Below are 15,016 nucleotides of genomic sequence, written 5' to 3'. Positions count from 1 at the left end.
TATATTTTGTAATTATCTCTAACGCTTGAAAAGAATATGAAAGGGTAGCGTTGGATTAATTGATATTATCTCCTCTTAGCTTTCGAAATCTTTTTCTGGCTTCAGCCACATATACACTACCAGGGTAAGTGATCAAGAAATCTTTGTAGATTTCCATGGCCTTTGCATAATTGTATAAATGTTCCTCATAAATCTGAGCGGATAGGAACATGGCGTCATCGCCTAAAATATCTGTTGGGTAACCACCGAGTATCGCTTGCAATTCAAGCAATGCATTTTCGAAGTTGCCCAGTTCAAGATTGATACGCGCCATCTTCCAATAGATTTCATCTGTGAGTGAATGAGCAGGATAGGCTTTGAGCATTTTTTCAAAAGCGATTAACGCACTATCCTTTTTATTTTGAAAAAGCATGAGTTCAACCGAAGCAAATTCTTTCATCACAAAATCGGAAGAATCTAAAGCCGTGTTATCCTGGATGAGTAAACTCAACGAAAGTGCATCATTGGCGATCTCTCGCGTAGTAGCTAATTTTAAAATATCAAGATGGCTTTTGGCCAGCTCAAAATTTCCTTGAAAATAGTTTAGTTGAGCATTCTTTAATTTGGCTTCATAGCCAATTGGACTGTCCTTGTTACTTTTTTCTACTTGAGAGTAAAGAAGGGTAGCTTCCCAAGGGTCACCCGTCAACAAATAGATATCGCCCAAGTCTAGTTTGCTTTTAGCTTTAAGAGAAGGATTAATTCTAGGAGCCAAAATTATTTCGTTCAAAATATTGATTGCAGAATCCAATTCATCGAGATAAAAAGCATGCAGCAATGCTTTGCTTCTAAAAGCTTCAATGGTTTGCGCGTTTACACCAATATCTAGAATCAGCTGTTTGTATTCATAAGTCAATTCTCGAATGGCCATCTTTTCAACCGGAAAATCATTTTTAACTTTTTCCTCTCTGGCTTTAATAATCTGTCGACGAGCGGTGATGTAGTTACCCGTATTCGGATATGTTTTGGTGATATAAGTATAAATCTGAATGGCATCATCATAAGCCTTATTCTTCAAAGCAATATTTCCAATATTCATTACTCTGTTGCCATGCGTCTTAAACTTTTTATCCACAGCTCTGGCCTGTATATAAGCGCCATAAAAATTGTTCTGCTGAAGATTGACCCAGATTAGCAATTCCGGATAGATTTTTTGATTGGGGTTCTTTTGGACTTTGTCTATAAGTATATCTTGAAAGTTCTGAATGTCCTCCTCCTTTTGCAAAATGTTCTGGAGGATGTTTTTGACATAGCGCAAGTTGTTTGGTCTAATCGTGGCAAAGACTAAATACTCTTCAATCATTTCGGATTGCTGGTCAAGCAGGCGATACGTATTCGCTAATTCTAAAGCATAACTTGTTTTGTCCTTATTACTTTTTCTCGCCTGTTGATAAGCTTTGAGTGCATAGGGAGTAAGCTGCTTGCTAATAAAATACTGTGCGGCTGTACCAATGAGGTATTTGTTTTCTTTCGAATTTTCTATGGTTTGATTGAATACATCATTCGCCTTTTCAATTTGACCCATTTCTTGATATAGCAGTCCATAGTCTATTTGATAGTACACATTAGATGGATAATACCTTGTTGCCTTTTTTAGATGTTTTTCAGCTTGCTTGTATTCACCTTTGGTGATTAAAATGTTAAGATAGTTATTATGGATTTGTTGGATGTATTGTGGATTACCGGCTAGCTTTTCATAAATATCCAGGGCCTTATCTAATTCACCATTGCTATAATACTCATTGGCTAATTGCACTTGATTAGAATTTTGCGCCGCCCCGAGTGTAGGGATTATTATTAATATCAAATAAAAAAATCTCTTCATTTCTCAGTTGTCCACACTTTGACCAAAACCCTAAAATAAAAATATAGATTAAAGAAATTATTATTCTTTATTAGGGACGTGGATATGTGTATAAGTTTTCGTTTTATTTCTCTTTGTTATTGATTGGTGTATTACTATAAACTAGCTACATCTTATTCACATCATAAGTTATTGATTTTTAGTTTGGTATTGACTTATCAACAGATACTTTCTCTTTTGTGAATTAGTTATTTACATCTACGATTGCTGGGAGAAGATGTTGATATTTCGAGACTTCTTGGAAGTTATCCTTGAACTCAATCGAGTTGGTAGATAATTCTATAATTGTTCAAGGAAGTCCACGGGTTATTCCACCTTGATTTACAATTTATCCACAGGGATTTTAGAAAGAAATTTGAATATTTTCTAGTTGCCAATTGGCGCGTACATCGAAGATTTCAGGATAGAAATATACGCTTTCTGGCATTTCGTTTTTAAGGATATTTCCATAGGACCATGATCCATCGGCGTTGTTATCAATCATTACCCGAAAGGTGTATTTACCTGGTTTGACAAAAGGAAACGAGAACTCAGTGGTGTTATTGAGCTCTTCAATAATTTCATACTTCGCATTGACCAATTGGAGCGTGAATGATTCGTAGGAAGTGTTAATTTGTCCACTTACAGAACCCAGCTGATCTAGTGATTTGAATTTATAAGTAATGTTTGTCGAATTGGTGCTATCTCCTTCTACACTAATAAAGGTACCTTTTGGAAAGGATATAGTTACTTGATCGGTGCTGACGTTGGAGAAGTATTTGTACTTGGCTGATCTAATAGAGTCAACTTGAGCCGTGTCAGTTTCAACAGCAAGTGTATCAATTTGAGTAGTGTCAGCATATATTTTGAGTAGGGTGTCTATTTCATTTTGAAGAAAGTCCTTGTCTAAAAGAATGTCAAAAGTAAGTCGGGTTTTATTGTTATTCCATGAAATGGTACTGTCAGGTAAGAGTTCTGTTTTGAGTGTGTCATAGTTTATGAATATGCTGTCTTGATAGAATGTTTCAATGGGTTTATCAAAGGTATAGGTGTGATGAACCAAAGGATCTACATAGTCATTGTCTGAAGGCGAGAAATTGGCGTTGAATGATTCAGGTTTACGAGAGGTCTCGGTGAATTTGACATAGGCAGTATCAAGGGTCCGATTGAGCATACTGTCTGTAGCGGAAACGATCAGACCTAAACTATCTATATCATATTGAAATGTTTCACGTGGATAGAATCTTAATATCTTATTTCCTTTCACTCGATTGTAAGGAGGTATAGGAAGGTTATTGGTTGAGTCGATTTTTGAGAGATGGTATTCAATAAGTGGTTTATTGTACTGGATGTCGAAATATCTACCGGTTGTTTTTGATCTGACAAATTCAAATTCGGTGGCGTTAATCAGCTGGGTTGGGATGCGAACGGAATCACGTGAAAGAGTAAGATCAATTGAATCGGATAGAAAACCATGATCTTCGGTCTCAGGATTGAGTATTAGGTTTTTATTAACGTCATTGAAGGTAAGGATTTTGTAGTAGTCATTCTTGATGTTCTCAATAAGGAATTGTCCTTGTTCATTGGTTTTTGCGAAGTATCTGGGTTTATCTTTTAGAAGATCGATTGAGTCAGTAATTTGATAGAGGCCAACTACAAAACCTTCTTTGTCTTCGTTGGTGTACAGATCAGTTATTTTTCCATTTACGTATATGGAATCTATGTAGTCCCCAGTCGAGAAGGCGAAACTTAAATTGACGGCAGGATTTTTTTCTGTGACATCGACCACACCATCTGAGAAGTTTAAGGTGAAAGTTGTACTGTCATTAAAGGGGTCATCAAATGCTAAAGTGAGTTCATTTTTTCGAACTTTCACATTGAATTTGTTTTCAATATGAGGTGTGATGAGTAGTTGACTTTTGAGTTTATCGGCATTAACTCTTTCATCAAATATGAATTGAAATTCCTGCCCTTTGAATTCTATTGATTTGTTGGCTGGCGTCGTTTCAATTAATAGTGGAGGTATGGTATCTCTGGGACCACCCGATGGTGACCCTTGGTTCGCACAAGAATAGATATATAAGGAAGTTAGAATTAAGAAAAGGGGAAATAGGGATCTCATGCTTGTTTAAATATATATATCAAACTTGAATAGTTTTTGTCATTTTTTCTTGCCCAAGTATTTGATTTCCAACCATTTATAAATGATTTGAGATAGTTGATTTTACCAGTTTTATGTTTCTCACTGAGCATACTGACATAATATGAGTCGAGTTTCATGGGTAAGGTTTCCTCCAAGGTAAACTTATTATATTTCATCAACTCTTTGATAGTCAATTGGTTGAAGTGATAAAGATGTCTTGGAACGTCATAGGCAGCCCAGTGCTGTTGGTATATTTGCTGATCGAGTGATTCGTGATTGGGTACTGCAATGACAAGCCTTCCTTTTTTCGACAAATGTTTTTTTAGTGATTGAATAGTTTCATTGAGATCATGTACGTGTTCGAGTACATGCCACAGCGTAATGATACCAAATTTCTTATCTGGAAGATCATCAATAGAACCTACAACATTAAGATCATGATCACTGATCGCTATAGTTCTGGCCATTTCATCTGGTTCGATACCAATGGTTTTCCAGGAGTTGTCCTGCTGTATATAGTTGAGCAAGTGACCCGTACCACAACCATAATCCAGAATAGATTTTTTAGAAGCTAGCCTTTTGATCAGTTTGAACTTTTTTCTCAGCGTATAGTTTCTGGCCAATTTGTAAATCCGGTTAATAAGATTATTGGCCTGATTTGTATGTGAAATATAATCTTCAGATTGATAATATGATCCAATGTCATCCTTCCCTGGACGAGGAGATGTAAGCAAAAGCCCACAGTTAGAACATTTCATTATTGCGAAACTTTCTTGGGAGACAGAGTGATCGTCACAAATCATGTGATTGGTGAATTCTTTGGAATTACAAGAAGGACAGGATTCTACTTTTTCGTACATAAATTATCGAGCCATATAGACCATCAATACAGATATATCTGCTGGATTGACTCCACTGATTCGTGAAGCTTGTCCGAGATTTGTGGGTTTAATATTAGAAAGTTTTTCTTTTGCTTCTGCGGAGAGTGCAGGAATATTTCTGTAGTCGAATCCATGAGGGATTTTTTTGTTATCGAGATTGCCCATTTGATCAGCCAGACTTTTTTCTTTCTCAATGTAGGTTTCATACTTTACGAGTATTGAGGCCTGCTCGAGAATATCTAACTGTGTGTTTTTGGTTAGTTCCTGAGCGTCTGAATGAAAGGCGATAACATCGTGAATATCTAACTCTGGTCTTCGTAAAAAATTGATAAGAGGAGTTTTCTCTTTGATAGTTGCTGAATTGATTTCAGTGAGTTTACCATTGATCTCATCTGGTTTTATTTTGATCTTGCCAAGCTGATTGATGAGTTCATCTGTGTCTGCTATTTTTTGATTGACATTGTTAAGTCGATCCTGTGAGGCTAGACCTAGCTGGTGACCAATTCCTGTTAATCGAATATCGGCATTATCTTGACGAAGAAGTATTCTAAATTCTGCACGGGAAGTGAACATACGATAGGGTTCGTCAGTTCCTTTGTTGATGAGATCATCTATAAGTACTCCTATATAGGCTTCGGATCTTCCTAGTACGAAGGGCTCTTTGTCATGAACTTTATTATGTGCATTTATACCTGCCATTAGACCTTGACTTGCAGCTTCTTCATACCCTGTAGTACCATTGATCTGGCCGGCGAAATATAGATTGTCTATCAGCTTGGTTTCGAGCGTTGAAGCTAATTGCGTAGGTGGGAAGTAATCGTATTCAATCGCATATCCTGGTCTGAACATTTTTACGTTTTCAAAACCAGGGATTTTAGTAATGGCTTTGTATTGAACATCTTCTGGCAAACTGGTAGAGAATCCGTTAACATAGATTTCTACAGTATTCCATCCTTCTGGTTCTACAAAAATTTGATGTCTATCCCTTTCTGCAAATCGGTTGATTTTGTCTTCAATGGATGGACAGTATCTAGGTCCTAGTCCTTTTATTCTTCCAGTGAACATAGGAGATTTCTCAAAGCCAGTTTTGAGAATATCATGAACTTCGGAGTTGGTGTAGGTGATGTGACAAGGCCGTTGATTCTTGAGAGGTTCAGTATCTGTAAAAGAAAACTTACCGGCGGTTTCATCACCAGGCTGTTCTTCCATTACGTCCCAATTGAGAGATCTTCCATCTACTCTGGGTGGCGTACCTGTTTTCATTCTTCCAGACTCAAAGCCTAGTTCTACTAGTTGTTCGGTGATACCAGTAGCAGCCTTCTCCCCTGTTCTACCCCCACCAAAACGTTTTTCTCCGATATGAATTAACCCATTAAGAAATGTTCCATTAGTGAGTACTACAGATTTTCCCATAATCTCAAGTCCCATACTGGTACGAACTCCTATGACACGGTTGTCTTTTACAACAAGACCGGATACCATTTCTTGCCAGAAGTCTACATTGGGAGTTTGCTCTAGGGCAATTCGCCATTCTTCCGCAAAACGCATTCTATCGTTCTGCGTTCGTGGGCTCCACATAGCAGGACCCTTGGACTTATTGAGCATCCTAAACTGAATCATTGACTTGTCTGATATGATTCCAGAATAGCCACCAAGCGCATCTATCTCTCTTACAATTTGTCCTTTGGCTACTCCACCCATGGCAGGGTTGCATGACATCTGTGCAATGGTATTCATGTTCATGGTGATGAGCATGACTTTAGAACCCATGTTTGCTGCTGCTGCTGCTGCTTCACAACCGGCATGTCCGGCGCCAACTACTATTACATCATATTGTGGAAACATGAAATATATTCTTGTGTTCCACGTGAAACAGTTGAATGAATCACAGTAATGTGTTCCACGTGAAACGTTTTAAATTCTCTTAACTCTGAAATTGCGGCAAAGATAAATAAGCATTCTCTTTTTCTCTCATCAGCGTTTGCTCTGCTTCTGTCTTGTCGTTGTATCCCACAAGGTGCAACACGCCATGTATGATGACACGACGTAATTCTTGTTCAAATGGAATGCCTTGATCCTGCGCGTTGTCCTGCACTCGTTCTATACTTACGAAAATATCGCTCTCAACGGTACCTTCTTCTTCTGAATTATCGAAGGTGATGATGTCGGTGTAATAATCGTGTTGGAGATAATCTACGTTGATTTGATGTAGATATTCATCTGAGCAGAATATGTAATTGATTTCTGATAGCTCGTGGTTTTCTGAAATAATCGTATGAGATATCCAGGAGCTGATGATTTCTTTATGAGAAAGCTCAAAGGCCGTATCTTCATAAAAGAAATTGATTTGTGCCATTAGGGTAGGTAAAAGCTGAGTTCTACTTTTTTTCCGTTGTCTGCAAAAGAGACCTCATCACAAAGATTCTTCATTAAGAAGATACCACGGCCCCCAGGTTTCTCGATATTTTCTGGGGCAGTTGGATCAGGAAGGTTGTCATAATCAAAACCAGGCCCTTCATCTTCCACGGTGAACTTTACTTGATTGTCCTCGAGACTGAGGGACAAATGGACGTTCTTAGATTTATCAGATTGATTACCATGAACAATTGCATTGTTAACTGATTCTGTGACAGCGATCATAATGTTGCCATAGATATCATCCGTGAAGTTGTATTGCTCCTTGGCATTGTCTATGAAGCTTTCAATGATTCTTATGTTTTCTGAAAGCGACGGAATCTGAATTTTAATGGCGTCCATTATTCTCTGTTAATCAATTTGTTTGCAAATATATTATTGTTCGTTCAACCTGCGGAAATATTTATTTACTTCTTCCTTGTAGTAAGGATTCATCTTTGGTGGAACGGTATTTAATAGTTCAAGTTCTTTTTGTTTGGCCTTTATGTATTCTTCGAATTCAGGCGGTAAATTTCTGTCATAATTGTCGGCCTGCTCAGCTTCTCTCTCATCGTCAAGTTCACGTTCTCTTAAGGCATCTTCTGCTTTAAGCATGCGAGTTAGGATGTCCTTTTGTCTGTTGATGGTTTCTTGGGTGATTCTTTTATTCACTAAATCCATCTCTGTCTTTTCCATTTTCTCTATTGCTTCTTTAAGGTTTTTACCTGCCCCCCCTTCATTTTCGCCTAGTTGGTCTTGTAATTTTTGAAGCTCGTTTCTGAGCATTTCTTGCTCAGCTGCCAATTCAGCCAGCTCCTTGGACAAAGGTCTTCCTGATTTACCACTTTTCTTTAAGTCTTCTATTTTCTTATTGAGTTGTTTTTGTAATTCTGACATCCCAGGAAGTTTCTGTTTTTGTCCTTTTTCCCCTTTTTGCGGTTTACCCATAGCATCAGCCATTTGTTGCTGCATTTGTTGAAGCACGTCATCAAGTAGTAGAGCGAGATTGTTGATAGAGGTCATAGCGTATTGTTGATGTCTGGTAGCCTCTGATTTTCTTCTGTCTTTTAGACCCTGTAGGCTGGCTTGAATTTCATCGTTCATAGCATCAACTTCACGAGTAACAAAGCTTTGTATTTGAAATACTCGATTGGCTAGTGACAACAAACTGTCCTCAATGATTCTCGCATCGTCTTTTAGTTTCAGTTGTTGCTGCGATAGCGTGACATACCGAGGATCGCTTTGATTCACTCCTTTAAACTCAGCCATGATATCTTCTTGGTCGAAGGAGACTTTCACAAGGTTGTCCACAATGTCTCTCAGATGATCCAAGTTTTCTTGCATCATAGTCATCTCCATCCCTGCTTGCATCTCCTCCATCTTCTTTTTCATTTGCTTCATCTTGTCTGAAGCATTTTGTTGCGATTGTGAAGATTTCTTTCTTTTCTTCTGTTCAAGCATTTCAGAGCTTTGCTGCTGTTCTTCTTGGATTTCTGATTCCTCTTGGTCAAAGTCTTCGAGGCTTTCTGGCTGTTTCATTTCCTCATTGAGGTCATCCAGCTTATCCATTTGTTCTTGAAGGTCTTCAAATGATTCGTTTAGCTCTTCCTGTTTTTCTTGAAGTGACTCCATTTCATTATCCTTATCAAGGGTTTCTTCGGCAAGTTTCTGCTGCTCCTGACTGAGTTCATCTAAGTCATTGATGATTTCATCCATTTTATAATCAAACTGTAGACGCTTAAACATTTCTATGGCGCGTTCGATTTCCTTTTGCAAGTTCTCCTCCTTGTTCTCAATCTGGTCCATTATTTCATCGATGTCTTCAGACCCATTCTGCTCCTCCAACAATTTTTTTAGTTCGTCATAGAGTTTTTTGGTTTCTTCGTCTAGTATATCGTCCATCAATTTTTGAAGCTGATCAACCTTTTCCTGGAGTTTTTCATTTGGCTTGTTAAACCGTTCCTGCTTTTTTGCGAGATCCTGATTTTGTTGGGATATTTTTTCGAGTGCTTCTTCTAGTTTTTCCTTTTGCTTGATGAGGTCATTAATCTTCTTGTTTTCCTGCCAATTCAGGTTTTCCTTACTTTTCAAGTCATTTTGAATATCCTTGATTTGTTCATTCAAGTCCTGAGCTTCATCTAATGATTTATCTAGTTCTTTTTTGGCTCCTTCCGCTTGTTTATCCAGCTTTTCTTTGATTTCCTTCTTTTCGGGTAGTTTGAACGTATAAGTAGCGCTCTGCGCAGGCTTACGTCCATTAATACCATCATTATCCCATACTCTTACGAAATACTCCAGCGACTCACCTTCCTTAATGTCTAACGAGTCTAATTTCCATTGATAGAAGTAGTTCTGAGAGGCAAGACTCTTATTGAAGGGAATCGGAAGAGAAACCCTTTCATCTCCTTGATCATAGACAAATTCTAGTTTAGAAATGCCATAATCATCGCTAATGAGGCCATTGAAAACAATAAATGCGAAAAGTGTAGTATCCTGAAAGGCATCAACTGAAATCTTAGGAAATTCATCTTTGATTACATCAATATTGTATGAAATGGAGTCCTTATTGGGGCTGTGTTGGTTTTCTAACCTTAGTCTATACGCATCACTTTGTTTTACCCTCTTTTTAGACTCAAATAGCTGATTTCCAGTTGACTCAAGCTCAATTGTTGTTTTTTCATTCTCAAAAACCATCTGTACAGACTCTGTTTCTATGGTTTTTATCCTCCAGTTGATTTGAGTCCCTTCCGGAACGGTAAGGTTTCCTACATTCTCCAGTGTCTCATTTTTCTTCCCTGTATAGTTTGGATAATCTAGGTTTATATTAAATGTTTTTATATCGGGCCTCTGAAGAACAATTACTTTGTAGCTTTCCGATTTATAATCAGCAGCTTCGATTTTAAAATTGAAATTGTCCTGTACTTTGGTAAAAACATATTCTAACCTGTGGTCTGAATTCGTTTTCATTTTTGCCCTTCTACCCCTTGCGCTGATGTAAACCTGCTCAGGTATGGCTGATCCAGTAACCTCAACTTCCAGAACAAAGTCTTCATTTTTAAAGGCCTTGAATTCATCATTCAATGGTGAAATAGCGAACAGTAAACCTGGTGTAAATTCTTTGTCGTAATTGACGATGCGGTTTGTACTTTCAGTCAAATACTGTGGAACGATAAGAAAAAGTAAAAGAAGAATAAGCCCTGGGTAGGCAATGTATTTGACATATTTTTTATTTGAACTTAGGTCAATACTCGAGTTAAATTCGAATGGAGTAATTTCTAAAGTTCGTTTTTCAATACTGGCGAGCGCTAAACTGTTGTCAGAAGCAGAAATTTTACCTAACTGTATGGTATTCAACAACTTATCACTGATATCTGGGAAAAATCTACCAATGAGCTCCGCGGCTTCTTCATCGCTTATTTGGGAATTGGCCCGGATCACATTCAAATAAGGGCGTATAATTAGCTTGAATAATAAAAATAATAACGATCCTATACTTGTATAAAAGAGTACAGTTCTAGACGAAGAGTTGAGATGTAGTGAACCTTCAAATCCCGTGACGAGTAGGTAAATTGTAAGTACAAGTGCAACAAAGAATATGACATTTTTGATAAGAATATTGAGATAATACTTCCTTTTGAAAGCATTTATCTTCTTTTTCAATATGTCAGTAGATTGATTCAAACGAGTTCTTAATAAGTTTTTATGCTTTGATAATAGGCGGTTTTAGCTAACTCACTCACGTCTGTTATGGTGTTTACTCCTTTCAATTTATTATTATAAATAACATACTCAGGGAAAGCCTCTAAAACCATAAATATTGAATTTTCTTTGCTTTCGTATTTTTTAGCCAACTCCATTGTTAATGTTTTTTTATCATTTTCAACCCAAAACTCAACTTCCATTTCCTTTATTACGATATGTGGCTCAGTTTGATTTATATTTTCCAGATTAGTCTTGACAAATTCAATCCTTGGTGTATTTGTAAAGGAGAAGTTGGAATCATTCGAAGCTTCAACATACCATTGAATTTTGTGAAACGTGGTATCTGATGTAATGATTTCGGAGAGACTATCTAAATCAAAAAATTGCAATTTGCTTTCAGAATTTAAGTAAGTGAATTTATCTGATATTATGTTCAGTGATGCTAAAACCTTTTGCAGTAATACACTATCATACATGTGCTTCAATTCTACGTATTTAACTATCGATCTTTTGCTTTGAGCAACCTGATATTCAGGATACTGACTTCTCAGTAGTTTGTCTAGACGTTCGGTTTGAGGAGACGGGTGTGATTTAGTTGGCTGATAGGAAATAAGATCAAGTGCACCTCGAAAAAACTCGGCATATACCAAGTCTTGGTTTTTAATAAAGCTTAGAAGAATCGTTTGGATATTTGAATTACTAGAATCTTTACGGGTCAGTTTGGCAGAAATATCTTCATTCAATTCGGCTAACTCAAAAGAACCACTTCCTACGTAAGAGCCATTGTTTTCTTTGAACAAGGTGAACATAGGATATTGGAACCAATGGAGTAATTGATCTTTGTTGTTTCGAAGTTTGATACTAAAACTCTTTTCATCTATGATCTGAAATCCTTTGGGAATGGAATCTAAGACATTTCTATTTTCACGATACCAGTTGATGAGGCCAAAACCTTCCATGGATGAAAAGAGTAGGTTGATAGGCTCTACCTCATATTGATACTCAATAAGGTGCTTAAGAAAGTTTCGAATCGTTTCTGAAGTAACGTCACCTCCATCATGGAAGCGTTTGCCGGATTTAATTTGAAAGGTATAGATGCCCTGAAGTGAATCAAACTGATAGGATTCGAATATAGGGCTGGTAAGGTCTTGTTCGATAAATTGGTCGAAGACCAAATCTTTTAGAAACTCCTCACTTCGGCTCCTCGCTTCAAGAGGATTAAGCTCTAATAGGTTATCGTGAAAATTGAGTCTTAGGGTTTTGCTTTGTGGTTCTTCAAAGTTACCTGAAGGCTCTTTTTCTGTTTCACATGAAACTGTGAGAAGAACTCCACAGAAAATGACTAGATATGATCTAAAGCTTCTCATTTAATTGATTATCCCTATTTCGTCTGAGAAATACTCTAAGACATGCATTTTGAGCAATTTTTCCTGCTCAAGTACGTCAAAATGGGGAAGTTGTTTTTTCAGCACCCAATGAGGCCAACCATCGGAATCCGTTCCTTCCAACTTATAAAAGCCTGCTAAACTTAGACATTTGCATATGCCCAAATGGATAAGGTCTTGCTTTTCCTCTTTAGAAAAATTGTCATAGCCTCTACCGAGTTCCTGAACTCCAATTAGAAAAAGAACACCTTTTAAATCAGCTGGTTTTTTGCCCAATACTTCTTTGAGCTTTTCTCTCAACTTTACCCACTTTCTCTCTAGATCTAAATCTTTTTTGAGCATTCTAGTAAATCATTTCCAACCAAAACTAACCGTAATATCAAAGATATTCTACCTTGTGTTTGAAATAGAACAGGCAGCAGTTTAATTTTCAAAAGATGATAAAAAAATACTGGAAAGACTTCTTGTCGCTGCTATACCCTGAACTTTGTTACAATTGTGATGTAGCCCTAGTAGAAGGAGAGGACAAAGTTTGTCTAAGATGTTATCGTGATTTTCCATTAAGCAATTATCATCAGTCCGAGCCTAACCCTTTGGTACAAATAGCTGCAGGAAATGAAAAGGTTAAGGGTGGCTATTGTTACATGAAATTTAACAAACATGGTGTGGCTCAAAAACTACTTCATGAAGTGAAATATAAGGGTAATTCTGCAATAGGTGTACTGCTTGGCGAATGGTTTGGTAAATATCTTGAAAAGGAATTGACTACTCTTGAATTGGATGGTATTATCCCTGTTCCACTACATAAAACCAAAAGAAGAAAACGCGGCTACAACCAAAGTGAAATAATAGCCAAGGGGATTCAAAATGTAACGGGACTGAAAATTTTGAATGAAGCCTTAATTCGTACCAAAAATGCCAGTACACAGACAAAAAAGGGAAAAGTAGAACGTTGGCAAAACGTTGATTCTCTATACAAGGTAGTTGATAAAGAATCCATAGAAAGAAAAAAGGTTCTGTTGATTGATGATGTGATAACTACAGGAGCAACGATTAGTATGGCAGCTGAAGTTTTAGCTGAGTCAGGAGTAAATGAAATCTATTTTGCCTGTATTGCCTCGGGCAAATAAAAAAGGCCGATTCGAAAACCGGCCTTTATATCTAAGTTTGTTGTCTTCTAGTAGTTAGTTCCTGCTCGAATCATTGCACATCGGAAACCGATAGTGGATGTAGCAGAATCTTCTTCTAAATATCTTCTTTGTCCAGGAGACATCCAGTAGGCAACATCTGCCCATGAACCTCCCTTATAAACTCTTACTCTGTCATTGATTAGAGAATTGTAGTTAGCAAAATCATAGCCATCTTCTTCATCAAGGAAACCATCTCTTCTCACAGGGTTAAGATCATCAAAGTCTTGGTAAGAAAGTGGACGGTAAACATCCTGTACCCACTCATTTACATTACCCGCCATGTTGTAAAGACCAAAGTCATTTGGAGGGTAGTCATAGATGTAAGTAGTAATCATTGCCCCATCATTCAACTTACCAGCAATACCGGCATAATCTCCTCTACCTCTCTTGAAGTTAGCAAGGAATGTACCTAGTTGTTTGCCGTAAGGATTTCTTAGTGCATGACCGTCCCATGGGTATAGTCTGCTGTGTGTTTGATTTTCATCCAACCACTGTGTTCCGATTAGGGCAAGAGCTGCATATTCCCACTCTGCTTCTGTTGGAAGACGGTAATTAGGCAATACGAAACCAGACTCTAAAGGAATTCTTCCTGCAGAAGGAAGATCAGCCTCAGCTTCAATAGCCTCATCATAGTACCCAGCATCTTCTGCCAATTTTTGATTCACAACGATCGACCTCCAAGTACAATAATCTTGTGCTTGCTTCCAGGTTACACCAACAACAGGGAAAAACCTAAAACCAGGATATCTCAAATAATGATCAACATAAGGGTCGTTGTATGCAAGATTCTTTGCCCACACCGTGGTATCAGGTAAAGCAGATTCGTAAAACTCACGAGATGAGTCTAATCTAACATAGTGAAGGTATTCTAACCAGTGAATATTTGCCACTTCTGTTTCATCCATGTAAAATGAAGCAACAGTAACAGTTCTTTCGTGGTTGTCGCTTTGGTTAGCAACATCCTCTTCGAAACTACCAAGGATGGTTCTACCACCTTCTATAAATCTTAAATTTGGACCATCAGGTTGACCACGGAAGTCATTGACTTGAAAGCCACTTTCTTCTTCGTTGAAAGCAAGGCCAGTTGCTGTACTTGCCTCGCCAGGATTATGACTGGTAGCGTGACCACCACCACCCAGAGAACCACAAGAGGAAATACCTATTGTGAGCCCAACGAGAATTGCTGATGCGTTTAAGTAGGGAACAAATTTTTTCATAACAAACTCAAATTTTATTCAAGCTCCTAAAATAAGGACAATTTTTCGTAAAACAAACACCACAAAAAGCAAGCTGGAAAAATAATCACAATTTATTTCCAGACGGTGTTCGATAGCCCTCCGAAGGAGATTAACAATTTTTATCTACATATAGAATCCAAAAATATTTAATTTATTGTTCATGTACATAACTTTTGTCCAATTAAGAAGGGGGTAGGTATC

General features: G+C 37.5%; 11 protein-coding genes. 1 reads left to right on the top strand and 10 read right to left on the bottom strand.

What is annotated here, in order from left to right; all coding sequences use genetic code 11:
* Window positions 1-55 precede the first annotated feature (55 nt).
* The 9 genes from ACO6S2_RS02545 to ACO6S2_RS02505 all read right to left on the bottom strand — a co-directional run bounded on the left by ACO6S2_RS02545 (window position 56) and on the right by ACO6S2_RS02505 (window position 12,729).
* Window positions 56-1,864 (bottom strand): tetratricopeptide repeat protein, encoded by a 1,809-nt coding sequence (locus ACO6S2_RS02545; protein ID WP_422360948.1) that lies wholly within the window; start codon window positions 1,862-1,864, stop codon window positions 56-58.
* 382 nt (window positions 1,865-2,246) lie between these two features.
* Window positions 2,247-4,004 (bottom strand): Ig-like domain-containing protein, encoded by a 1,758-nt coding sequence (locus ACO6S2_RS02540; protein WP_422360947.1) that lies wholly within the window; start codon window positions 4,002-4,004, stop codon window positions 2,247-2,249.
* Window positions 4,001-4,885, bottom strand: coding sequence for a class I SAM-dependent methyltransferase (locus tag ACO6S2_RS02535; RefSeq protein WP_422360946.1), 885 nt, complete (start codon window positions 4,883-4,885; stop codon window positions 4,001-4,003). Before ACO6S2_RS02535 ends, ACO6S2_RS02540 begins: the two co-directional genes overlap by 4 nt.
* 3 nt (window positions 4,886-4,888) lie before the next feature.
* The gene (gene mnmG, locus ACO6S2_RS02530) at window positions 4,889-6,751 is read right to left on the bottom strand and encodes a tRNA uridine-5-carboxymethylaminomethyl(34) synthesis enzyme MnmG (RefSeq protein ID WP_422360945.1); all 1,863 of its coding nucleotides are present in this window, start codon (window positions 6,749-6,751) and stop codon (window positions 4,889-4,891) included.
* 79 nt (window positions 6,752-6,830) lie between these two features.
* On the bottom strand, window positions 6,831-7,262 hold the full coding sequence (gene ybeY / locus ACO6S2_RS02525) for an rRNA maturation RNase YbeY (protein ID WP_422360944.1): 432 nt from the start codon (window positions 7,260-7,262) through the stop codon (window positions 6,831-6,833).
* Window positions 7,262-7,663: an ATP-binding protein gene (locus ACO6S2_RS02520; protein ID WP_422360943.1), complete on the bottom strand. Its 402-nt coding sequence runs from the start codon at window positions 7,661-7,663 to the stop codon at window positions 7,262-7,264. Before ACO6S2_RS02520 ends, ybeY begins: the two co-directional genes overlap by 1 nt.
* Window positions 7,664-7,696: 33 nt before the next feature.
* Window positions 7,697-10,960 (bottom strand): DUF4175 family protein, encoded by a 3,264-nt coding sequence (locus ACO6S2_RS02515; RefSeq protein ID WP_422360942.1) that lies wholly within the window; start codon window positions 10,958-10,960, stop codon window positions 7,697-7,699.
* A gap of 29 nt (window positions 10,961-10,989) precedes the next feature.
* Entirely contained in the window at window positions 10,990-12,369 is a 1,380-nt protein-coding gene (locus ACO6S2_RS02510; protein ID WP_422360941.1) for an ABC transporter substrate-binding protein, read from the bottom strand.
* On the bottom strand, window positions 12,370-12,729 hold the full coding sequence (locus tag ACO6S2_RS02505) for a hypothetical protein (protein ID WP_422360940.1): 360 nt from the start codon (window positions 12,727-12,729) through the stop codon (window positions 12,370-12,372).
* Window positions 12,730-12,824: 95 nt separating this feature from the next.
* On the opposite strand from ACO6S2_RS02505, the gene ACO6S2_RS02500 reads away from it, so the two are divergent.
* Window positions 12,825-13,517: a ComF family protein gene (locus ACO6S2_RS02500; protein ID WP_422360939.1), complete on the top strand. Its 693-nt coding sequence runs from the start codon at window positions 12,825-12,827 to the stop codon at window positions 13,515-13,517.
* A gap of 47 nt (window positions 13,518-13,564) precedes the next feature.
* Here ACO6S2_RS02500 and gldJ read toward each other — a convergent pair whose 3' ends face one another.
* Complete coding sequence (gldJ, locus tag ACO6S2_RS02495; protein WP_422360938.1) at window positions 13,565-14,794, bottom strand: gliding motility lipoprotein GldJ; 1,230 nt, start codon at window positions 14,792-14,794, stop codon at window positions 13,565-13,567.
* Window positions 14,795-15,016: the final 222 nt, after the last annotated feature.

The sequence above is a fragment of the Reichenbachiella sp. genome (assembly GCF_965233835.1).
In the GTDB taxonomy this organism is placed as follows: domain Bacteria; phylum Bacteroidota; class Bacteroidia; order Cytophagales; family Cyclobacteriaceae; genus Reichenbachiella.
The sequence above is the reverse complement of the archived record's forward strand: the minus strand, read 5'-3'. Positions and strand labels throughout refer to the sequence as shown.

Excerpts from the sequence above, each read along its gene's own strand:
- ACO6S2_RS02545 (WP_422360948.1), bottom strand. The coding sequence starts at position 1,864 with ATGAAGAGATTTTTTTATTTGATATTAATAATAATCCCTACACTCGGG.
- ACO6S2_RS02540 (WP_422360947.1), bottom strand. The coding sequence starts at position 4,004 with ATGAGATCCCTATTTCCCCTTTTCTTAATTCTAACTTCCTTATATATC.
- ACO6S2_RS02535 (WP_422360946.1), bottom strand. The coding sequence starts at position 4,885 with ATGTACGAAAAAGTAGAATCCTGTCCTTCTTGTAATTCCAAAGAATTC.
- mnmG (WP_422360945.1), bottom strand. The coding sequence starts at position 6,751 with ATGTTTCCACAATATGATGTAATAGTAGTTGGCGCCGGACATGCCGGT.
- ybeY (WP_422360944.1), bottom strand. The coding sequence starts at position 7,262 with ATGGCACAAATCAATTTCTTTTATGAAGATACGGCCTTTGAGCTTTCT.
- ACO6S2_RS02520 (WP_422360943.1), bottom strand. The coding sequence starts at position 7,663 with ATGGACGCCATTAAAATTCAGATTCCGTCGCTTTCAGAAAACATAAGA.
- ACO6S2_RS02510 (WP_422360941.1), bottom strand. The coding sequence starts at position 12,369 with ATGAGAAGCTTTAGATCATATCTAGTCATTTTCTGTGGAGTTCTTCTC.
- ACO6S2_RS02505 (WP_422360940.1), bottom strand. The coding sequence starts at position 12,729 with ATGCTCAAAAAAGATTTAGATCTAGAGAGAAAGTGGGTAAAGTTGAGA.
- ACO6S2_RS02500 (WP_422360939.1), top strand. The coding sequence starts at position 12,825 with ATGATAAAAAAATACTGGAAAGACTTCTTGTCGCTGCTATACCCTGAA.
- gldJ (WP_422360938.1), bottom strand. The coding sequence starts at position 14,794 with ATGAAAAAATTTGTTCCCTACTTAAACGCATCAGCAATTCTCGTTGGG.